Origin of the sequence: Frankia torreyi, from assembly GCF_000948395.1 — a bacterium.
Taxonomy (GTDB): domain Bacteria; phylum Actinomycetota; class Actinomycetes; order Frankiales; family Frankiaceae; genus Frankia; species Frankia torreyi.
Window position 1 is genome coordinate 103,091 of sequence record NZ_JYFN01000015.1, and the last position, 21,958, is coordinate 125,048.

The 21,958-nt window shown below is 71.8% G+C and carries 15 protein-coding genes; 12 read left to right on the forward strand and 3 right to left on the reverse strand.

Annotation, left to right across the window (positions count from 1 at the left end):
- From nuoF to FF36_RS12065, 10 genes are all read left to right on the forward strand, one after another.
- Entirely contained in the window at positions 1-1,350 is a 1,350-nt protein-coding gene (nuoF, locus tag FF36_RS12020; protein WP_044885124.1) for an NADH-quinone oxidoreductase subunit NuoF, read from the forward strand.
- 2 nt (positions 1,351-1,352) lie between these two features.
- Complete coding sequence (locus FF36_RS12025) at positions 1,353-4,061, forward strand: NADH-quinone oxidoreductase subunit G (protein WP_044885125.1); 2,709 nt, start codon at positions 1,353-1,355, stop codon at positions 4,059-4,061.
- Complete coding sequence (gene nuoH, locus FF36_RS12030) at positions 4,058-5,407, forward strand: NADH-quinone oxidoreductase subunit NuoH (protein ID WP_044885126.1); 1,350 nt, start codon at positions 4,058-4,060, stop codon at positions 5,405-5,407. Before FF36_RS12025 ends, nuoH begins: the two co-directional genes overlap by 4 nt.
- A gap of 3 nt (positions 5,408-5,410) precedes the next feature.
- Complete coding sequence (gene nuoI / locus FF36_RS12035; protein ID WP_044885127.1) at positions 5,411-5,989, forward strand: NADH-quinone oxidoreductase subunit NuoI; 579 nt, start codon at positions 5,411-5,413, stop codon at positions 5,987-5,989.
- A complete protein-coding gene (locus FF36_RS12040; protein ID WP_044885128.1) occupies positions 5,986-7,041 on the forward strand; it encodes an NADH-quinone oxidoreductase subunit J in 1,056 nt (351 codons plus the stop codon). Before nuoI ends, FF36_RS12040 begins: the two co-directional genes overlap by 4 nt.
- Positions 7,038-7,337 carry an NADH-quinone oxidoreductase subunit NuoK gene (gene nuoK, locus FF36_RS12045; protein ID WP_044885129.1) on the forward strand — a complete coding sequence of 100 codons (300 nt, stop codon included), beginning with the start codon at positions 7,038-7,040 and terminating at the stop codon, positions 7,335-7,337. Before FF36_RS12040 ends, nuoK begins: the two co-directional genes overlap by 4 nt.
- 99 nt (positions 7,338-7,436) lie before the next feature.
- Positions 7,437-9,422, forward strand: coding sequence for an NADH-quinone oxidoreductase subunit L (gene nuoL / locus FF36_RS12050; protein WP_044885130.1), 1,986 nt, complete (start codon positions 7,437-7,439; stop codon positions 9,420-9,422).
- 1 nt (position 9,423) lies between these two features.
- On the forward strand, positions 9,424-11,307 hold the full coding sequence (locus FF36_RS12055; RefSeq protein WP_044885131.1) for an NADH-quinone oxidoreductase subunit M: 1,884 nt from the start codon (positions 9,424-9,426) through the stop codon (positions 11,305-11,307).
- Complete coding sequence (gene nuoN, locus FF36_RS12060; protein WP_044885132.1) at positions 11,304-12,878, forward strand: NADH-quinone oxidoreductase subunit NuoN; 1,575 nt, start codon at positions 11,304-11,306, stop codon at positions 12,876-12,878. The genes FF36_RS12055 and nuoN overlap by 4 nt, the downstream gene beginning before the upstream one ends.
- Before the next feature lie 7 nt (positions 12,879-12,885).
- Positions 12,886-13,902 carry a polyprenyl synthetase family protein gene (locus FF36_RS12065; RefSeq protein WP_044885133.1) on the forward strand — a complete coding sequence of 339 codons (1,017 nt, stop codon included), beginning with the start codon at positions 12,886-12,888 and terminating at the stop codon, positions 13,900-13,902.
- 230 nt (positions 13,903-14,132) lie between these two features.
- On the opposite strand, the gene FF36_RS12070 is transcribed toward FF36_RS12065, so the two are convergent.
- The 3 genes from FF36_RS12070 to FF36_RS12080 all read right to left on the reverse strand — a co-directional run bounded on the left by FF36_RS12070 (position 14,133) and on the right by FF36_RS12080 (position 19,566).
- Positions 14,133-15,812 carry a hypothetical protein gene (locus FF36_RS12070; protein ID WP_242422449.1) on the reverse strand — a complete coding sequence of 560 codons (1,680 nt, stop codon included), beginning with the start codon at positions 15,810-15,812 and terminating at the stop codon, positions 14,133-14,135.
- 809 nt (positions 15,813-16,621) lie between these two features.
- Positions 16,622-17,683, reverse strand: coding sequence for a 2-oxoacid:ferredoxin oxidoreductase subunit beta (locus FF36_RS12075; RefSeq protein WP_044885135.1), 1,062 nt, complete (start codon positions 17,681-17,683; stop codon positions 16,622-16,624).
- Complete coding sequence (locus FF36_RS12080) at positions 17,680-19,566, reverse strand: 2-oxoacid:acceptor oxidoreductase subunit alpha (protein ID WP_044885136.1); 1,887 nt, start codon at positions 19,564-19,566, stop codon at positions 17,680-17,682. Before FF36_RS12080 ends, FF36_RS12075 begins: the two co-directional genes overlap by 4 nt.
- Before the next feature lie 482 nt (positions 19,567-20,048).
- On the opposite strand from FF36_RS12080, the gene FF36_RS12085 reads away from it, so the two are divergent.
- Together FF36_RS12085 and htpX are read left to right on the forward strand one after the other, a co-directional pair.
- Entirely contained in the window at positions 20,049-21,029 is a 981-nt protein-coding gene (locus FF36_RS12085) for a Rossmann-like and DUF2520 domain-containing protein (protein WP_082121853.1), read from the forward strand.
- A gap of 40 nt (positions 21,030-21,069) precedes the next feature.
- Positions 21,070-21,942, forward strand: coding sequence for a zinc metalloprotease HtpX (gene htpX / locus FF36_RS12090; protein WP_044885137.1), 873 nt, complete (start codon positions 21,070-21,072; stop codon positions 21,940-21,942).
- The last annotated feature ends 16 nt before the right edge of the window (positions 21,943-21,958 follow it).

Genomic DNA, 21,958 nt, shown 5'->3' on the forward strand with positions numbered 1-21,958 from the left:
ATGCCCGTCACCCCGGTCCTCACCCGGCGCTGGAACACCCCGGAGTCGTGGACGCTTGCGACCTACCGCCGGCTCGACGGCTACGTCGCGCTGCGCACGGCGCTCGCCGGTGACCCCGACGAGCTCATCAAGCTCATCAAGGACTCGGGGCTGCGCGGGCGCGGCGGCGCCGGCTTCCCCACCGGGATGAAGTGGGGCTTCATCCCGCAGGGCGACGGCCGGCCGCACTACCTCGTCATCAACGCCGACGAGGGCGAGCCCGGCACCTGCAAGGACGCCCCGCTGATGAAGGCCGACCCGCACTCGCTCGTCGAGGGCATCATCATCGCGGCGTACGCGGTGCGGGCCAGCCGGGCGTTCGTCTACCTGCGCGGCGAGCTGATCCACGCGGCCCGCCGGCTGCGCGCCGCGGTCGCCGAGGCGTACGCCGCCGGCTACCTCGGCCGCGACATCCTCGGTAGCGGCTTCGACCTCGAGCTTGTCGTGCACTCCGGCGCCGGCGCCTACATCTGCGGCGAGGAGACGGCCCTGCTCGACTCGCTGGAGGGCCGGCGTGGCCAGCCGCGGCTGCGCCCGCCGTTCCCCGCGACGCACGGGCTGTACGCGTCTCCGACCGTCGTCAACAACGTCGAGACGATCGCGACCGTGCCCTACATCGTCAACTACGGGGTGGACTGGTTCCGCACGATGGGCCGGGAACGCGCCCCGGGCCCGAAGATCTTCAGCCTGTCCGGCCACGTGACCCGGCCCGGCCAGTACGAGGTCCCGATGGGCACGACCCTGCGCGAGCTGCTCGACCTGGCCGGCGGGGTGCGCGGCGGGCGTGCGCTCAAGGCGTGGACGCCGGGTGGGTCGTCCACGCCGATGCTCACCGCGGAGCACCTCGACGCCCCGCTCGACTTCGAGGGCATGCAGGAGGCCGGGTCGCTGCTCGGCACCGCGGCTCTGATGATCATGGATGAGACGACCGACATGCTCCGGGTCGTCCGCCGGCTCACCCAGTTCTACGCCCACGAGTCGTGCGGCAAGTGCACCCCGTGCCGCGAGGGCACGAGCTGGATGGTGAAGATCCTGTCCCGGCTGGAGCGGGGGCAGGGCGACGCCTCCGACGTCGACACCCTCGTCGACGCCTGCGACAACATCTTCGGCCGGGCGTTCTGCGCGCTGGCCGACGGGGCCACCTCCCCGATCGTCTCGGGGATCAAGTACTTCCGGGACGAGTTCATCCCGGTGAGCGCGGTGACGTCGAGGCCGGACGCCACCCCGGACACCCCCGACACCCCGGGCAGCGCCGCGGCCGGCAACGGCTCGGCCGCGCCCACCCCGGGCGCCTACGCGGGAGCGCACTGACCATGACCGTCGCACCATCCCAGCCGGCCGCGTCGACCGCCGCGGATCTCGTCACCCTCACCGTCGACGGGCTGCCGGTCAGCGTCCCCAAGGGCACGCTGATCATCCGGGCGGCGGAGCTGCTCGGCATCGAGATCCCGCGGTTCTGCGACCATCCGCTGCTCGACCCCGTCGGCGCCTGCCGGCAGTGCATCGTCGAGGTGGAAGGCCAGCGCAAGCCGGTCGCCTCCTGCACGACGACCGTCACCGCCGACATGGTCGTGAAGACCCAGCTCACCTCGCCGGTGGCCCGCAAGGCCCAGGCAGGCAACATCGAGTTCCTGCTGCTCAACCACCCGCTCGACTGCCCGATCTGCGACAAGGGCGGTGAGTGCCCGCTGCAGAACCAGTCGATGGCGAACGGCGGCGCCGTCTCCCGGTTCAAGGAGGCCAAGCGGGCCTACCCGAAGCCGCTGGCGATCTCCACCGAGATCCTGCTCGACCGGGAACGCTGCGTGCTGTGCGCTCGCTGTACCCGGTTCTCCGCGCAGATCGCCGGGGATCCGTTCATCGAGCTGTTCGAGCGCGGCGCCGCCGAGCAGGTCGCGGTCAGCGACGGCCAGCCGTTCTCCTCCTACTTCTCCGGCAACACGGTGCAGATCTGTCCGGTCGGCGCGCTCACCAGCGCCGCCTACCGGTTCCGGGCCCGCCCGTTCGACCTGGTCTCCACGCCGACGGCGTGCGAGCACTGCGCGTCGGGATGCAGCCTGCGCACCGACCACCGCCGCGGCAAGGTGGTGCGCCGCCTCGCCGGCGACGACCCGGCGGTCAACGAGGAGTGGAACTGCGACAAGGGCCGCTTCGCGTTCGCCTACGCCCGCGCCGCCGACCGGCTGACCACGCCGCTGATCCGCGACGACGACACCGGGCAACTCGTCGAGGCGACCTGGTCCGAGGCGCTGGAATACGCCGCCCGCGGGCTGGCCGAATGCCGCGGCCGCAACGGCGTCGGCGTGCTCGCCGGCGGCCGGCTGACCCGCGAGGACGCGTACGCCTACGCCAAGTTCACCCGGGTGGCGCTGGCCACCAACGACGTGGACTTCCGTGCCCGGCCGCACTCGGCCGAGGAGGAGCAGTTCCTCGGCCACGCGGTCGCCGGCACCGGCATCGGGGTGACCTACGCCGACCTGGAGGCGGCGCCGGCGGTGCTGCTCGTCGCCTTCGAGCCGGAGGAGGAGTCGCCGATCGTCTTCCTGCGGCTGCGTAAGGCCGCCGACAAGCACGCCACCGCCGTGCACGCGCTCGCGCCGCTGGTCACCCGCGGGCTGGCCAAGCTCGCCGGGACGCTGGTCACCACCGAGCCCGGCGCCGAGCCGGCCGTCCTCGATGCGCTTGCCGACGCCCGCCCCGGCGCGGGCGACACCCACTCGCTCGCCGCGACCGCCCGTGCGGTGCGGGAGCCCGGCGCGGTCATCCTCGTCGGCGAGCGGGCCGGCGAGATCCCCGGAACGCTGTCCGCCGCCCTGCGCCTCGCCGACGCCACCGGCGCCGCGCTCGCCTGGGTGCCGCGCCGCGCCGGGGACCGCGGCGCCGTCTCCGCCGGGCTGCTGCCCTCGCTGCTACCCGGTGGCCGTCCGGTCGCCGACCCCGCCGCCCGCGCCGAGGTCGAGGCGTTCTGGGGCGGCCGGCTGCTCGGCGCGCCCGGCCGCGACACCGCCGGCATCCTCGCCGCGGCCGCCGCCGGCCGCCTCGACGGGATTCTCGTCGCCGGGGTCGACGCCGAGGACCTGCCTGACCCCGCCGCCGCGCTGGCCGCGCTGGCCCGCGTGCCGTTCTGCGTGTCGCTGGAGGTGCGGCGCTCGGCCATCGCCGAGGTCGCCGACGTGGTGCTGCCGGTCGCGCCGGTGGCGGAGAAGGCCGGCTCGTTCGTCGACTGGGAGGGCCGGCTGCGGCCGTTCCAACGGGCCCTGGACACCCCGGCGCTGCCCGACGTGCGCGTGCTGCACCTGCTCGCCGCCGAGATGGGCATCGACCTGCGGCTGCCCGACACCGGCGCCGCCGCCCGCGAGCTGCGCGACGTCGGCCGGGCCGGGACCGGCGTCTCCCGGGTGCCCGCACCGTCCGATCCCGCCGAGGCCGCGAGCGTCCCCGGACCGGGCGAGGCGGTGCTCGCCACCTGGCACCAGCTCGTCGACGACGGCGCCCTGCTCGCCGACGAGCCGTATCTCGCCGGCACTGCCCGGCCCGCCCGGGTCCGCCTGTCCGCGGCGACCGCCGCCGAGATCGGGGTGGCCGCCGGGGACCTGGTGACGGTGCGCAGCGGCCGCGGGTCGGTCACCCTGCCCTGCGAGCTCGCCGCCATGCCCGACCGCGTCGTCTGGGTGCCCACCCACTCGGCCGGCTCGCACGTGCGCCGCTCACTCGCCGCCCGCGCCGGCGTCGTCGTCCGGATCGCGGCCGGCGGCACCCCCCGGCCCGCCGGCGCCGACACGTTCGGTGTCGACCAGCGTCGCGGCACGGCGCTGGGGGCCGAGCTCACCGCCGCCCGCGACACCGCCGTGACGGTCGAGACGTCGCCCGCCGGCTCCCGGCCACCCGCGGCCGGACCGCCGGGGACGGCCGCGCCGCCGGCGGCACCGCCGGCGGCACCGCCGGCCGCATCCGCCGCCGCGGACCCGATCGCCCCGGCGCCGCGCACGGTCGGCGACGAGCCCGCCGGGGGCCGGCCATGAGCCACGCCGCCGCCGCGCTCGTGTACGCCGCCCCGGTCGACCCGGACCTGTCCGGCTTCGGCGACGACCCGTTCTGGCTGATCCTGCTCAAGGGCGTGGCGGTCTTCGCCTTCCTGTTGCTGATGACGCTGTTCTCGATCGTGTTCGAGCGCAAGGTCGTCGCGAAGATGCAGCAGCGGGTCGGGCCGAACCGGCACGGCCCGAGGGGCTGGCTGCAAAGCCTCGCCGACGGCGCCAAGCTGATGCTCAAGGAAGACCTGATCCCGGCCCTCGCGGACAAGCCGATCTTCATCCTGGCGCCGATCCTCTCGGCGGTCCCGGCGTTCCTCGCCTTTGCCGTCATCCCGTTCGGCCCGGAGGTCTCGATCTTCGGCGAGCGCACCACGCTCCAGCTCGCGGACCTGCCCGTCAGCGTGCTCTACATGCTCGCCGCGGCCTCCCTCGGGGTCTACGGGCTGATCCTGTCCGGCTGGTCGAGTGGGTCGACCTACCCGCTGCTCGGCTCGCTGCGCTCGGCGGCCCAGATCATCTCCTACGAGGTGGCGATGGGCCTGTCGTTCGTCGCGGTGTTCATGTACGCGGGCACGCTGTCGACGTCCGGGATCGTGGAGAGCCAGTCGGGGCGCTGGTACATCGCGCTGCTGCCGTCGTTCGTCCTGTACTGCATCTCGATGGTCGGTGAGACGAACCGGACCCCCTTCGACCTGCCCGAGGCCGAGGGTGAGCTGGTCGGCGGCTTCCACACCGAGTACAGCTCGATCAAGTTCGCCTTCTTCTTCCTCGCCGAGTACATCAACATGGTCACCGTCTCGGCGATCGCGACCACGCTGTTCCTCGGCGGCTGGCAGCCGCCGCCGATCCCGGGCCTGTCCGGTCTCGACCACGGCTGGGTGCCGTTGATCTGGTTCGTCCTGAAGCTGCTGCTGTTCCTGTTCTTCTTCATCTGGCTGCGCGGGACGCTGCCCCGGCTGCGCTACGACCAGTTCATGGCGTTCGGCTGGAAGGTGCTGATCCCGGTCGGCCTGCTGTGGGTCCTGATCATCGCGACCTTCCGCGTCTACCAGAAGGACGTCGACGACCGCACGCCGTGGCTGATCGGCGTCGGGGTGGTCATCGGCGTCATGCTGATCATCGCGCTGCTCGATCCCGGTGGCGCGAAGCACCAGCGGGAGCTGGAGGAGGCCGAGCGCCGCAAGCTTGCCCAGGCGCCGAGCCTCGAAAGCATCCCGTGGCCGCCCCCGCCACCGGGCGGTGCGCGCCACCGTCCGGCGGTGCCCGCGGGTACCTCGGCCAACGGGTCGTCCACCGTCATCCCCGCGGACCCCCCTCCGCGTCAGGAGAGCTGAGTCATGGGCTTCTTCGACCCCTACAAGGGCTTCGGCGTCACCTTCTCGACGATGTTCAAGAAGCCGACGACGGAGCAGTACCCGGAGCAGAAGAAGGAGACCGCGCCCCGGTTCCACGGCCGCCACCAGCTCAACCGTCATCCGGACGGGCTGGAGAAGTGCGTCGGCTGCGAGCTGTGCGCGTGGGCCTGCCCCGCCGACGCCATCTACGTCGAGGGCGCCGACAACACCGAGACCGAGCGCTACTCGCCGGGGGAGCGGTACGGCCGCGTTTACCAGATCAACTACCTGCGCTGCATCCTGTGCGGGCTGTGCATCGAGGCGTGCCCGACCCGGGCGCTGACGATGTCGAACGACTACGAGCTCGCCGACGACAACCGCCGGGACCTGATCTTCACCAAGGAGCAGCTCCTCGCCCCGCTGGCCGCCGGCATGGAGGCGCCGCCGCACCCGATGCGGCTCGGCTCCAGCGAGACCGACTACTACGTGCGCGACCCCGACGCGCCGCTGCCCTGGCAGGTGACCGACGAGCAACGCGCGGCCGCCGGCGGTTCCGACGCCGGGTCGGAGCGGCCGCGATGACCCACGCGACTCTGCTCGCCGCCGCGGGCGAGATCACCAGCACCTCCACCGGCGAGGCCGCGGTGTTCTGGATCCTGGCGCCGATCGCGGTGCTGGCCGCGGTCGGGATGGTGCTGGTCCGCAGCGCCGTGCACGCAGCGCTGCTGCTGGTGGCGAACCTGTTCTGCGTCGCGGTGTTCTACCTGGTCCAGCAGGCGCCGTTCCTCGGGTTCGTGCAGATCATCGTCTACGCAGGCGCGATCATGGTTTTGTTCCTGTTCGTGCTCATGCTCGTCGGCGTCGACTCCTCGGACTCGCTGGTGGAGACCATCCGTGGCCAGCGGCTCGGCGCGGCGATCTTCGGGCTCGGCTTCGCCGGGCTGCTGGTCTTCCCGATCGGCTCGGCCATCGACGGCGGCAGCGCCAAGGGCCTCGACAAGGCCAACGAGGGCGGCAACGTCCAGGCGATCGGTCGGCTGCTGTTCAGTAACTACGTCTTCGTCTTCGAGGCGGTCTCGGCGCTGCTCGTCGTCGCCGCGATCGGGACGATGGTGCTCGGCCACCGCGAGCGCGAGGGCGGCCGGGTCGACCAGCGGGAGCGGATGCGCCGCCGGTTCGCCGAACCCGGCCGCCAGGTCACCCCGCTGCCCGGACCCGGCGTCTTCGCCCGGCACGACTCGGCCGACACCCTCGGCCTGCTGCCCGGCGGCGGCCGCGCCTCCGGGATCGGCGGCATCCCCGGCATCCCCGGGGGCGCCGACGAACCGGGCGCCGCGGACCTCCCCGACGGCCGGGAGGCGGCGGACGCCCCGGACACCCCGGGTTCCCCAGGCGCCCCCGGAGTGTCCGATGGCCCGGGGTCGGCGGGTCCCGGCGGCCCGCGGGGATCCGGCGGGCCGGCAGGACCGGGCCGGCCGGGCGGACCGGGCGCGGGCGGCGGCTCCACGCCGGGCGCGCCGACACCCCCGGCGCCGACGGACGGCGCCGCGGCGGACGGCGCCGCGGGCGGAACGGATCCGGTCGACGTGAACGGCTCGGCGCTGGCGGGCGCCGGTAAGGGAGACGAGCGGTGAATCCCGCGAACTACCTGATCCTCTCGGCGCTGCTGTTCACCATCGGCACCGTCGGGGTCCTCGTCCGGCGTAACGCGATCGTCGTGTTCATGTCGATCGAGCTCATGCTCAACGCCGTGAACCTGACCCTGGTCACGTTCTCCCGGATCAACGGCACCCTCGACGGCCAGATCATGGCGTTCTTCGTCATGGTCGTCGCCGCCGCCGAGGTCGTCATCGGCCTGGCCATCATCCTCAGCATCTTCCGCACCCGTCGCTCGGCGTCGGTGGACGACGTGAACCTGCTGAAGTACTGACCTGCGACCCAGCGGCCGCGGCGCCCCCGGCGGTCATGGAAGAACGGACGAGACTGCAGTGACGCTTTATCGCCAACGACGCGCCGTGGCGGGGTCGCGATGAGGGTCGCCCCGGCTCTGCTCGCCGCTACCGAACCCGGCGGCCAGCCGATCCACTACGCCGCCGCCTCCGGGGTGTTCTCGCTGTCCTGGCTGCTCATCGTGCTGCCGCTGGCCGGCGCCGCGGTGCTGCTGCTCGGCGGGCGGCGCACCGACCGGGTCGGCCACATCATCGGCACGCTCGCGGCGGCGGCGAGCTTCGTGCTCGGCCTGGTGTTGTTCGCCGCGCTGCTCGGCCGGGACGGCGACGACCGGGCGCTGTCGCAGCATCTGTACTCCTGGATCCCGGTGAACGGCTTCCGGGTGGACGTCGGCCTGCTCGTCGACCAGCTCTCGATCGTGTTCGTACTGCTGATCACCGGCGTCGGCACACTGATCCACATCTACTCGATCGGCTACATGGCGCACGACCCGAACAGGCGGAAGTTCTTCGCCTACATGAACCTGTTCCTGGCGTCGATGCTGCTGCTCGTCCTGGGCAACAACTTCCTGTCGCTCTACGCCGGCTGGGAGCTGGTCGGCCTGTCGTCGTACCTGCTCATCAAGTTCTGGGAGGACCGACCGGCCGCGGCCACCGCGGCGAACAAGGCCTTCTACATGAACCGGGTCGGCGACGTCGGCCTCGCCCTGGCGATCATGTTCATGTTCGCCACCGTGGGTTCGACCAGCTACGCGGACGTGTTCGGCGCCGCCGCCGCGGGCGTCATCGGCTACGGCACCCTGACCGCGATCGCGCTGCTGCTCCTGCTCGGCGCGTGCGGCAAGTCCGGCCAGTTCCCGCTGCAGGCATGGCTGCCGGACGCCATGGAGGGCCCCACCCCGATCTCCGCGCTCATCCACGCGGCGACGATGGTCACCGCCGGGGTGTACCTCATCGTGCGGGCCGGGCCGATCTTCGACGGGACGCAGGCGGCGCGCACCGTCGTCGTCATCATCGGCGCCGCGACGATCCTCATCGGCTGCGTCATCGGCTGCGCCTACGACGACATCAAGAAGGTGCTGGCCTACTCGACGGTCAGCCAGATCGGCTACATGTTCCTCGCCGTGGGCCTGGGGCCCGCGGGCTACGCGCTGGGCATCATGCACCTGCTGGCCCACGGCTTCTTCAAGGCCGGCCTGTTCCTCGGCGCCGGGTCGGTGATCCACGGGATGGACGACGACCAGGACCTGCGCCACTACGGCGGGCTGTGGCGGTACATGCCGATCACCTGGGTGACCTTCGGCCTCGGCTACCTGGCGATCATCGGCTTTCCGGGGCTGTCCGGGTTCTTCACCAAGGACCGCATCATCGAGACGGCGTTCGACAAGGGCGGCACGTCCGGCTACCTGCTCGGCTCGATCGCGCTGCTGGGCGCGGGCATCACCGCGTTCTACATGACCCGGCTGTTCCTGATGACCTTCCACGGCAAGCCGCGCTGGTCGGCGGAGGGGCCGGCCGCCAAGCACCCGCACGAGTCGCCGGTGTCGATGACCGGGCCGATGATCGTGCTGGCGGTCGGCTCGGTGTTCGCCGGCGGCCTGTTCGTCCTCGGCCACTCGTTGCAGGACTGGCTCGAACCGGTCGCCGGGACGGGCGTCGAGGGCGTGCACACGTTCTCTCCGGTCGTGCTCACCCTGCTCACCCTGGTGGTGACCGCGGGCGGTTTCGCCGGCGCCTACCTGCGCTACCAGATGCGGCCGGTCGAGTCCGTGGCCCGTCCGGACACCGAGGTCACCCTGGTCACCTTCGCCGCCCGGCACGACCTGTTCGCGAACACGTTCAACGAGACCGTCGCCATGCGTCCCGGCCAGTACCTGACCCGCTTCCTGGTCTGGCTGGACCTCGTCGGCATCGACGGGCTCGTGCGGGGCAGCGCCGCCGCCATCGGCGGGCTGTCCGGGCGGATGCGCCGCCTGCAGACCGGCTTCGTTCGGTCCTACGCTCTGTCGATGTTGGGAGGTGCCGTCCTCGTGGTCGGCGCACTGCTGCTGGTGAGGGCGGGCTGACGTGAACACAGTCCCCTGGTTGACGATCCTGCTCATCGTCCCGGCCGCGGGAGCGGTGGTCGTCGCTGCCCTGCCGCGGCGCCACGCCACGCTCGCCAAGCAGCTCACTCTCGGCATCACGCTCGCGGTCCTGGTGCTCGCCGTGCTCGCGACCTTCGCCTACGACCCCGACAAGGCCGGTTTCCAGTTCGGCCAGTCCTACGACTGGATCTCCACGTTCGGCATCTCCTACTCGGTCGGGGCCGACGGCATCTCGCTGGTACTGATGCTGCTGGCCGCGCTGCTGGTGCCCGTCGTGGTGCTGTCGTCGTGGGACGAGGTCGACGGCGACGCCACGGGCGGTGGCCGTGTCCCCGCGCCCACGGTCGCCCCCGACGCCACCGGCGGCACGCCCGGCGGGTCCGCCGGGGGCACCGGTTCCGCCGGCGGAGTCGGGCCGATCGGCGTGGCCGGAGAAATCGGCGGTGTCGGCGGGCTCGGCGGTGTCGGCGGGCTCGGCGGTGATGACCTGGGCGGCGGTGGTGGGTCAGGTGGCGGTGGCGGCTCGGGCGGGACCGCGGTTGCGCTGGCCGCCCCGGCCCCGGCGCGGACCGTGACGATCCCGCCGGTCGAAGCGCGAGGCGAGGCCGCCGAGAGGCACGGCCGCCGTTCGGTGCCGGCGTTCTTCGCGCTGCTGCTCGCCCTGGAAGCCGGGATGATCGGCGTGTTCGCCGCGACCGACGTCTTCCTGTTCTACGTGTTCTTCGAGGCGATGCTGATCCCGATGTACTTCCTCATCGGCAGCTACGGCCCGGTGAAGGAGCAGGCGCAGCGCTCCTACGCGGCGGTGAAGTTCCTGGTCTACAGCCTGCTCGGCGGACTGCTCATGCTCGCCGCGGTGATCGGCCTGTACGTTGTGTCCGCGGACAACCTCGGGCACGGCACGTTCGACTTCGCCACCCTGCGGCAGATGGAGATCACCCCCGGGGTGCAGAAGCTGCTGTTCCTCGGCTTCTTCGTCGCGTTCGCCATCAAGGCACCGCTGTTCCCGTTCCACACCTGGCTGCCCGACGCGGGCGCCCAGTCGCCCACCGGCGGCGCGGTGCTGCTCGTCGGCGTGCTGGACAAGGTGGGGACCTTCGGGCTGATCCGCTACTGCATCCCGCTGTTCCCAGACGCCGCGGACTACTTCGCCCCGCTGGTGCTGGGCCTGGCGGTCGTCGGGATCTTCTACGGGGCGCTGCTGGCCATCGGGCAACGAGATATGAAACGCCTCGTCGCCTACACCTCGCTCGCCCACTTCGGCTTCATCGCGCTGGGCCTGTTCGCCTTCACCAGCCAGGCCGGCACCGGCGCGGTGCTCTACATGGTCAACCACGGGCTGTCGACGGGGCTGCTGTTCCTGGTCGTCGGCTTCCTGGTGACCCGCCGGGGCACCCGCGACGTCGGCGCCTACGGCGGCCTGGCGAAGGTGACGCCGGTGCTCGCCGGGGTCTTCCTCCTCGCCGGGCTGTCGTCGTTGGCGCTGCCCGGGACGAACAGCTTCGTCAGCGAGTTCCTCGTCCTCGTCGGCACGTTCACCGCGAACAAGCCGCTGGCGATCGTGGCGACCTGCGGCATCGTGCTCGCGGCGATCTACGTGCTGTACCTGTACCAGCGGACGATGACCGGCCCGGTCGTCCACGAGGAGAACAGGGTCCTGCACGACCTCGGCCTGCGCGAGAAGGTCGTCGTGGCGCCGCTGGTCGCGCTCATCGTCGCCCTGGGGGTGTATCCGAAGCCGTTGCTTGACATCATCAGGCCGACGGTGACGGCGACCTACGCCGACATCGGCAAGTCCGATCCGGCACCGACCCACCCGGCGGCCGCCCATCCCGCCTCAGCGCAGCCCGGAGGCCATTCGTGAGCGCCGATCCGACCGTCCTGCTGGCGCAGACGCAGAAGATCACGCCGCCGTCGATCGAGTACTCCTCGCTCAGCCCGCTGCTCATCGTCTTCGTGGTGGCGCTGGTCGGGGTGCTCGTCGACGCCTTCGCCACCCGCGGGGCGCGTCGGGTCATCCAGCCCGTCCTGGCCGGCGGCGGTTTCATCGCCGCGCTGGTCGCGGTCGCGGTGCTGCACGGCCGGCACGCGGTGCTCGCCTCGGGCGCGGTGGCGATCGACGCGCCGACGCTGTTCATGCAGGGCACGATCCTGGTCTTCGCGCTGCTGTCGGTGCTGCTCGTAGCCGAGCGCCGGCTCGACTCCTCCGGCGGCGCGATCGTCGCCTCGGCGGCGATCACCCCCGGGTCGAAGGGCTCGACCGCGCAGCAGACCTCCGCGGACATGCAGACCGAGGCGTACCCGCTGATGGTCTTCTCGGTCACCGGCATGATGCTTTTCGTCGCCTCGAACAACCTGCTGGTGATGTTCGTGGCGCTGGAGATCCTGTCGCTGCCGCTGTATCTGCTGGCCGGGCTCGCCCGGCGCAGGCGCCTGCTCTCGCAGGAGGCGGCGATGAAGTACTTCCTGCTCGGAGCATTCTCATCGGCATTTTTTCTCTACGGCGTCGCGTTCGCCTACGGATTTGCCGGCAGCGTGGAGCTCGGCAAGGTCGCCGACGCGGTCGGCACGGTGGGGAAGAACGACCTCTACCTCTACCTGTCGCTCGGCCTGCTGGCCGTCGGCCTGTTCTTCAAGATCGGCGCCGCGCCGTTCCACTCGTGGACGCCCGACGTCTACCAGGGGTCCCCGACCCCGGTGACCGCGTTCATGGCCGCCGGGACCAAGGTTGCCGCCTTCGGTGCCCTGCTGCGCGTCTTCTACGTCGCCTTCGGCGGCCTGCGCTGGGACTGGCGGCCGGTGCTGTGGACCGTGGCGATCCTCACGATGGTCGTCGGCGCGGTGCTGGCGCTGACCCAGCGCGACATCAAGCGGATGCTGGCCTACTCAGCGGTCGCCCACGCCGGCTTCCTGCTCGTGGGGCTCGCCGGCACCAACACCGACGGCCTGCGCGGCTCGATGTTCTACCTGGTCACCTACGGCTTCACCACGATCGCCGCGTTCGCCGTGGTCTCACTGGTGCGCACGAGCGACGGCGAGGCCAGCGACCTGTCCCAGTGGCGCGGTCTCGGCCGCACCTCGCCGCTGCTGGCCGGCACGTTCTCCTTCCTCCTGCTGGCGCTCGCCGGCATCCCGCTGACCAGCGGCTTCACCGGGAAGTTCGCCGTGTTCCAGGCGGCGATCGAGGGCGACGCGACCCCACTTGTGGTCGTGGCGCTGGTCTGCAGCGCGATCGCGGCCTTCTTCTACGTGCGCGTGATCGTGCTGATGTTCTTCTCGGAGCCGCTCGCCGAGGGGCCCGTCGTGGTCACCCGACCGACCCTGACGTTCGCCACGGTCGGCATCGGCACCGTGGCGACACTGGTCCTGGGAGTAGCGCCACAGCCCCTTCTGGACCTCGCGAATACCGCGGCGACGTCCGGCTTCGTACGCTGACGGTGGTATGAGCGCTATCGGGCTGGACGTCGTGGGGATCAGGACCGATCCTGATCTGGAAAAAGCCGTGCGAGATGGGCTTGGTCAGGTGGAGGAGCTGCTACGCGCATCTGTGCGCAGCGAGTTCTCCTTCGTGACCGAGACCTCGCGGCATCTCGTCGATGCGGGGGGTAAACGCTTCCGCCCGATCGTCGTGCTGCTGGCGGCGCAGTTCGCCGATCCGCACGCCCCCGGGGTGGTGCCGGCGGCCGTCGCGATCGAACTCACCCATCTGTCGACGCTCTACCACGATGACGTGATGGACGAGGCTCCCCGGCGCCGGGGAGCGGCGTCCGCCAACGCCCGGTGGACGAACACGGTCGCGATCCTCACCGGCGACTACCTGTTCGCCCGCGCCTCCGACATCACCGCGGACCTGGGCCCCGCGGCGACCCGGATCCTCGCCCGGACGATCGCGACCCTGTGTGAGGGCCAGATCCGCGAGACCGTCGGCCCCGCCCCCGACCAGGACCCGGTCGAGCACTACCTGCGGGTGGTCACGGAGAAGACCGCCTCGCTGATCGCCACCTCCGGCCGCCTCGGTGCGATGCTCGCCGGCGCGGACCCGCTCACCGTCGACACCCTGGCAACCTTCGGGGAACTGTTCGGGGTGGCCTTCCAGCTCTCCGACGACATCATCGACGTCGCCTCCGACCCGGCCGACTCCGGCAAGACCCCCGGCACGGACCTGCGGGAGGGCATCCCCACCCTGCCGGTGCTCTACGCGCTGCAGGCCGACGACCGGCCCGCCGCCCGGCTTCGGGAGCTCATCAACTCGGACTTCGCCGCCGGGGGTGGGAACCCGGAGGAAGGCGTCGCGGAGGCGATCGAGCTGCTGCGCGCGCACGAGGGGATGGCCAGGGCCCGCCGGGAGCTCGTCACCTGGTCGACCCGCGCCCGGGAATGCCTGGCTCCGCTGCCGGACAACGGGGCGAAGGCGGCCCTGGAGTCCCTCGCCGACTTCGTCATCGACCGCACCGGCTGACGCCCCCGGCCACGCCGGCGCCCCCGCAACCGGCCCACCTGCGGGACTGGCCTACCCGCGCGACCTGGCCCGGCCGCGCGGCTGATACTCCGCCCCCGTCGGCCCGAGGTCGGCCGACCGATCGCCTCCGGCGCAGGGCCGTTGCCGCGCCGGAGGCGGACGCCGTGTTCCGGGACAGGAAGCGGGCGTTCCGGCGGAGTGGCGGCCGCCTCCGGGGCCGGCGGGGGCGATCAGTGGGCGGTCTGGGACGCGCTCGGCGTGCTGCTGGACCGCTGAGCCGGAACCCCGGACGACGTGGACGCCGACGACGTGGTGGCGGTCGAGGAGGTCGAGGACGGGGCGCTGAACCAGGAGCCGAGCAGCGGCTCCACATCGACCGGATGGAACGGCAGCGCACCGGTGCCGGGGGACGAGGTGGCGCTCGGAGTGGCCGACGGGCTCGCGGCCGGGCTGGTGGCTCCGCCGTCGGACGCCGACGAGGTCGCCGTGGTGGTCGGGGTCGCCGTGGCGGAGGTGCCCGTCACGGTGCCGGCGCTCGGCGCGAGGGAGCGTAGGTCGGTCGGCCCGGTCGTCGGCTGGTCGCGCGGGGTCAGAGAGATGATCGGAATCGGGGCGGTGGTGGGGCCCAGCGCGACCGTGGTGACGGCACTCGACCCCGATGCGCTGGACCCGCCGGTCCCGGTGCCCGCCCTGTCGGCGCTCGGCGCAAGCTCGGCCCGCGGCGGCGAGCTCTGCGTGCGGTCTCGCGACGCCTGGGTCTGCGACGCACCGTAGGCGAGGGTCTCCGTGCCGGTGTACTGGATCCGCGATGCCTCACCGGCGTTCGGGACCGCTGCGCCGCCCCCCCCATCGCCCCCGAAAGCCACCCCGGCGACCAGCGCCGACAGCCCGGCCAGCGAGGCAGTGCCGGCGGCGGCCAGGCGCACCCGCCCGTTGCCGCGCCGGATCGGAGCCCGGTGGGCACCCGTGACACGCTCGGCCGGCGCGAGGTTCCGCGCGGCCGCCGACGCCGGCCCGCTGCGGCGGGGGCCGGTGGGCCTCCGGCCGGCGGCAGGCGGCCGGCTGGTGGTCGGCATCCGGCTGGCGGTGAAGGATGCGCCGAAGGAGGGGCTCAGCAGCCGTGAGGAGGCGGCGAACCGGGAGCCCTGCTCCCAGGAGGGCGCGTCGTGTGCCGGGAAGTCCGACCACCGGTCGTCGTCGAACTGGTTGTCCTCGTCGAACTGGTTGTCCTCGTCGAACCGGTCGTCCGCGGTGAACCGGTCAGCGCCGAAGCCCGTGTCCGAGAACCGGCCGGCGCGGAAACGATCCTCCGCGTCGAATCCGTCTTCGACGTCGTACCAGTCGTCCGAGTCGTGCCGGTTGCCTGTTTCATACTGATCGTCCGCGTCGTACCGGTCGTCGTCGAGCCGGTCGTCCGCGTAGAACCGGCCGTCCTCCACCCCGTCGCCGTCGAATCGGCTCTCGCCATGCGGACCGCCCTCGAACGGGTCGGCCTCGTACTGGTCGTTGTCGTACTGGCCGTTGTCGTACTGGTGGTCGTTGTCGAACTGACCGCCGGTGGCGAATCGGCCGTGTCTCGGCCAGCCACGCCGCGGCCCGTCCGCCAGGTGGTCATCCCAGGCGGGTGCGGACTGTCGGGCCTGGCGGGCGGTGGTGCTGACCGACAGCGGGCCGGTAAGGGTGTCGAGCTCGCCGGGCGGGGCGAACGGGGGTCGCGGCGGGATCCGCCGCGGGGTCGAGGAGGGCCCGGGGCCGTACCAGCCCGAGCGGTCCGAGGTGTCCCAGGCCGCGACGGTCCCGGTGGGGGGCGTCGGGGCGTAGGCGCGGTCGTCGAGGCCGATCGGGGACGGGACGGCTGGGCGGCGCGGGGCGGCACCCCGGGAGTGCCGGCCGGCGGAGTGGCTACCCACGGCGGCCCCCGGCGGGCAGCAGCGCCTCGGACCCGGCCGGTCGGGCATGGCCCGCCCGAGAACAGGGCAGTTGCAAACAGGCCGCCTCGGCGGCATGGTCGGTGCCCACCGACGAACGCGGACTGGCCGCGGACCGCGGGCTGAGGGCTCGATGACCCCGCACTACGCCTCCGGCTGCATTGGTGTTGTGAGCCCCCCCGGGCCACACGGCACCCCCACGCGCAATCTGACCTTACCCGACCTGGTCGGAGCGGCAAATACCGGACTTATCCGAAGTAACTAGTTAATTGTTAGTGCGAGGGGGGATGGTCCGTGGCCGGAACGGCGTCGTCAGACCGCTCCGCGCCTCATTCCTCCGGCATGGCCGTGCCCCATCGGACCCCAGCGGGCCGGGTTCTGGCCGCCGTGGCCGCCCGCCAGCCTGCCTTGCGGGCAGGCCATGGCCGGGGGACAGGCCGGGCGGTTCGCGCCGAGGCTCGTCGGGCTGCCGGCCGGCGGGACGTCGCGCCGGCGGGACGTCGGGACGGCGGCTGATTGTTCGGCGGGCGGGTTCTGGCTGCCGCTTTCGGGGTCCCCCGCTGGTCCCCTGGACGGCCGTTCGGGTGCCCCCGGGGGATCCCCAGAACGCCGAAAGGCCGGGGCGGCGTCGATGCGCGCGCCCCGGCCTTCATGCCGGCTGGTTAATCAACCGGACCGCTCGACTGACCGAGTGGTCCGGCCGGTCCGGCGGGTTCCCGGGTCGTGCAGGGCGGTCGACCGGCGGGTACCGGCCGGTGGTGGCCGACCAGACCCGGACGGCCATACCTGGATCAGTCGATGGTCCAGGTCTCCCCACCGGAGATCAGCGACATCAGGTCGCCCTCGCCCTGCCGGGCCCGAGCGTCGCTGATCTGCGTGTTGAGCGCCTCGTCGTACGTGGGCGCGTCGACGCTGCGGAAGATCCCGATGGGCGTCACCCCGTGTGTGTCGCCGGTGAGCCGGGACAGCGCAAAGGACTGGCTCGGGTCCGCCGCGGCGGCGTCGTGGACGAGGACGCCCGGGCTGCCGGCGGGCACGACCTCCAGGCTGCCGTCCGCCGCGCGGCGGATCGCCTTGTCGCCCTCGGCGCCGAAGACGAGCGGCTCGCCGTGGGTCAGCTTCAACGTCACGTCGTCGCGGCTCGACCGGTCCTTCAGCGTGTCGAAGGCGCCGTCGTTGAAGATGTTGCAGTTCTGGAAGATCTCGACGAACGCGGTGCCCGGGTGCTCCGCCGCGGCGCGCAGCACCGAGGTCAGGTGCGCCCGGTCGGAGTCGATCGACCGCCCGACGAAGGTGGCCTCCGCACCGAGCGCCAGCGACACCGGGTTGTACGGCCGGTCCAGCGAGCCGAACGGCGTCGACTTGGTGATCTTGCCTACCTCGGAGGTGGGCGAGTACTGGCCCTTGGTCAGACCGTAGATCCGGTTGTTGAACATGAGGATCTTGAGGTTGACGTTGCGGCGCAGCGCGTGCAGCAGGTGGTTGCCGCCGATGGACAGCGCGTCGCCGTCGCCGGTGACCACCCAGACCGACAGGTCCGGCCGTGAGGTGGCGAGGCCGGTGGCGATCGCCGGCGCACGACCGTGGATGGAGTGCATCCCGTAGGTCTGCAGGTAGTACGGGAACCGCGAGGAGCAGCCGATTCCGGAGATGAAGGCGATGTTCTCGCGGGCGACCCCGAGTTCGGGGAGGAAGCCCTGCACGGTGGCGAGGATGGCGTAGTCACCGCAGCCCGGGCACCAGCGCACCTCCTGGTCGGAGGTGAAGTCCTTGCGGCTCTGCTGGGCCGGGGCGGCCGGCACCAGGTCGAGCAGCCGATTGCTGATACCGGTGTGGTTCGTCGTGACGGTCACTGGTTGATCACGTCCTCCAAGACGCCGGCCAGCTCCGCCGCCTTGAACGGCAGCCCGCGGACCTGGTTGTAGCCGATCGCATCGACAAGGAACTCGGCCCGGATCAGCGTCCGCAACTGGCCGAGGTTCATCTCGGGGATCAGCACCTTGTCATACGACCGCAGGATCTCCCCGGTGTTGGCCGGGAAGGGGTTGAGATGGCGCAGGTGCGCCTGGGCGACGTGCAGGCCCTTGGCGCGGACCCGCCGGCAGCCGGCTGCGATCGGGCCGTAGGTGGAGCCCCAGCCGAGCACGAGCACGCGCGCCTGCCCGGAGGGATCCTCCACCTCCAGCGGGGGGATGTCGTTCGCGATGCCGGCGACCTTGGCCGCGCGCAGGCGGACCATCCGGTCGTGGTTGGCCGGGTCGTAGGAGATGTTCCCCTGCCCGTCGGACTTCTCGATGCCGCCGATGCGGTGCTCGAGGCCCGGCGTACCGGGGACCGCCCACGGCCGGGCGAGGGTCTCCGGGTCGCGCAGGTAGGGCCAGAACTCCGGCCCCTTCGGCCCGGTGTGGTTCGGCTCGGTGGTGAAGGCGACCGTCAGGTCCGGCAGCTCCTCGCGCCTCGGCAGCAGCCACGGCTCGGAGCCGTTGGCGAGGTAGCCGTCGGAGAGCAGGAACACCGGCGTGCGGTACTTCGTCGCGAGCCGCGCGGCCTCGATCGCGGCGTCGAAGCAGTCCCCGGGCGAGCGGGGCGCCACGATCGGCACGGGGGCCTCGCCGTTGCGGCCGAACATCGCCTGCAGCAGGTCGGCCTGCTCGGTCTTGGTCGGCAGCCCGGTCGACGGCCCGCCACGCTGGATGTCGACGATGACCAGCGGCAGCTCCAGGCTCACCGCCAGACCGATGGTCTCGCTCTTGAGCGCGACCCCGGGACCCGAGGTCGTGGTGATGCCCAGCGAGCCGCCGAAGGACGCGCCCAGCGCGGCGCCGATCCCGGCGATCTCGTCCTCCGCCTGGAACGTCCGCACGCCGAACCGCTTGTGCTTGCTCAGCTCGTGCAGGATGTCGGAGGCGGGGGTGATCGGGTACGACCCGAGGAACACCGGAAGGCCGGTCAGTTCGCCGGCCGCGACGAGCCCGTAGGACAGGGCGAGGTTGCCCGTGATGCGCCGGTAGGTACCGGACCTCATCCGGGCCGGCGCCACCTCGTAGGTGACGGTGAAGGACTCCGTGGTCTCGCCGTAGTTGAACCCGGCGCGGAAGGCCGCGATGTTGGCTGCGGCGATCTCCGGCCGCTTCGCGAACTTCTTCTCGAGGAAACCGACGGTGCCCTCCGTCGGACGGTGGTACAGCCAGCTCATGAGGCCCAGGGCGAACATGTTCTTCGCCCGCTCCGCCTCCTTCTTGTTGACCGCGCTGCCGACCCCCTCCGCGGCGTGCACCGCGTTGATGGTCATCGAGGTCAGGGGGACCCGATGCACCGAGTAGGGGTCGAGCGTGCCGTCCGTCAGCGGGTCTGTCGCATAACCCGCCTTCTTGAGGTTTCCGCCCGTGAACGCGTCCGTGTTGACGATGAGATTCGCACCGGGAGGCAGGTCCTTGAGGTTCGCCTTCAACGCGGCGGGATTCATCGCAACCAGGACGTCCGGTGCGTCACCCGGGGTGAGGATGTCGTGATCGGAAAAATGTAGTTGGAATCCGGATACACCGGCCGGGGTGCCGGCTGGGGCACGGATTTCGGCGGGAAAGTCCGGGAGCGTCGACAGGTCGTTGCCGAACGTGGCCGTCTCGCTGGTGAACTGCTCTCCGGTGAGCTGCATACCGTCGCCGGAGTCGCCCGCAAAGCGCACGACCACCCGGTCGAGCCGGCGGGTCTCCCTCTCCCTGACCTGCTCAGACACCTTCAGTAACCTCCTCGGGTACCACACCAGCCTACCGGCTGTAGCAATGGGACGCGTGCGGCGTGCCGGGCCGACCGATCGCACGCGGTGGCCCGACGATCAGACCCGAATTTGTTGATCTCGGTGTGTTCTGGCGTAGAGTGATTGTCTGTCGACTCTGCGTATGTATGCCCCCGTCCTGGTGGCCGGCTGCTGCCATCCGTGTCCGGGTGGTCGGGATGCGTCGCCCGCCTGACGGGTGTGGGCGGTACGGATTCAATACGCTTCCGGGCGGCTTTCCATACAGCTCCGGTCGGGCGGCCTGTCGGCGAATAGACACATTCGCAACTTTGTTTCGATTACTCCATGTGTGCGACTCACTATCTTCCGTTGCCACCGCGGTGGGAGCCGCACCACGCAGCGTATCGGTCGCGAGGCACTGGCCGGATGGTGCCGAGGTGCCATCGCGACCGGCGCGCGGGCGGGAGAGCAGCATCGCAGTCATGACCTCGCGCCCCCGCCCGGCCCACTCCAGTCCGGCGTTGGAACGGCCGGAGCGAGCCCCCGATGGCGGACGCCGGGAGACGGTCGGGCTCGTCGGAGCGGGTCGGGCCGGCAGCGCCGTCGCCCTCGCCCTGGCCGCCGCGGGGCACCCGGTGGTGGCGGTGACCACCAGATCCCCCCTCGGCCGCGAACGCGCGGCGGCCATGTTCCCGGACGCACGGATCGGCGCAGTGCCGCAGGTGGCGCCGTGGCTGCGGGCGGCCGAGGTGCTGCTCGTCGCCGTCCCGGACGACGCGATCGCGCCGGTGACGGCCGAGCTCGTGGCCGCGGACGCCGTGCGGGCGGAGCAGATCCTCGCGCACCTCAGCGGCCGGCACGGGCTGGGCGTGCTCGCCGCCGGCGCATCCGTGGGCGCGGTCAGGGTGGCACTGCACCCGATCATGACGCTGCCCGACGCGGTGCGGAACCCCGACGCGTTCGCCGGCGTGTCGTTCGGCATCACCGCCGACCCGGGTGCCGAGGCCCGGGCCCGGGGGCTCGTCGCCGACGTCGGCGGCGTCCCGCTGCTGATCGAGGACGGTCGACGTGATCTTTACCACGCCGCGCTGGTCCTCGGTGGCAACTTCCTGACCAGCCTGACCGTGGCCGCCCGGGAGACGCTCGCGGCGGCGGGCGTCGCCGATCCGGGCGTCGCCCTCGCCCCCCTGCTGCGGGCGTCCCTGGACAACGCCCTCACCGGTGGCTGGCCGGCGGCCACGGGCCCGGTCCGTCGGGGCGATCTCGGCACCGTCCGAGCCCATCTGCGGGCGCTGGACGCCGTGGATCCGGCCGTCGCGGATGTCTACCGGGCACTGATGGCCTACACCACCGGGGGGCTGGAGCGGGCCGGCCTGCTCGATGCGCCCGTGGCCGACCGACTGCGCGCGGGTGCGGTCGGCCACACGGCGGACGGGAACGTTGATGCGCAGTCCCCGCGTTGAACAGCCCGTACCGGCTCGACAGGACGGACACCGGATCGCCATGCCACACCGCCACCTCAACGGTCTGAAGACCGCGCTGCTGCTGGGCGTGCTCTCCGCCGCGATCCTGCTGGTGGGGTCCCTGTTCGGGCGGGGTGGGCTGCTCATCGCGCTGGTGCTCGCGCTCGCGATGAACGGCTTCTCCTACTTCTTCTCGGATCGCATCGCCCTGCGGGCGATGCGGGCCTATCCGGTCACCCAGGTCGAACAGCCGCGGCTCTACGCCATCGTCGCGGAGCTCGCCCGCAATGCCCGCATGCCGATGCCGCGGCTGTACCTGAGCCCGACCGGCTCGCCCAACGCCTTCGCCACCGGCCGCAATCCGGGAAACGCGGCGGTCTGCTGCACCGAGGGCATCATGGACCTGATGGACGATCGCGAGCTGCGCGGCGTCCTCGGGCATGAACTCAGCCATGTGTACAACCGCGACATCCTCATCGCCTCGGTCGCCGGCGCCCTCGCCAGCGTCATCGTGTACCTGGCGAACATGGCCCAGTTCCTGGCCATCTTCGGCGGGCGGGACGAGGAGAACGGCCCGGGCATCTTCGAGCTGCTGCTGCTGATGATTCTGGGTCCGGTCGCGGCGTCGATCATCCAGCTTGCCATCAGCCGCTCCCGGGAGTACCAGGCCGACGAGTCGGGCGCGACGCTCACCGGCGATCCGCTCGGGCTGGCCAGCGCGCTGCGCAAGCTGGAGGCGGGCACCTCCGCTCGGCCGCTGCCGCAGAACTCGAAGCTGGGTCCAGCGGCCGCGCTGATGATTGCCAACCCGTTCCGCGGCGGCGGGGTCGGCCGGCTGTTCTCGACCCATCCGCCCATGAACGAGCGAATCGCCCGGCTGGAACAGCTCGCGCGTATGAATCCGTATCGCTGACGGGCAACTGACAGCA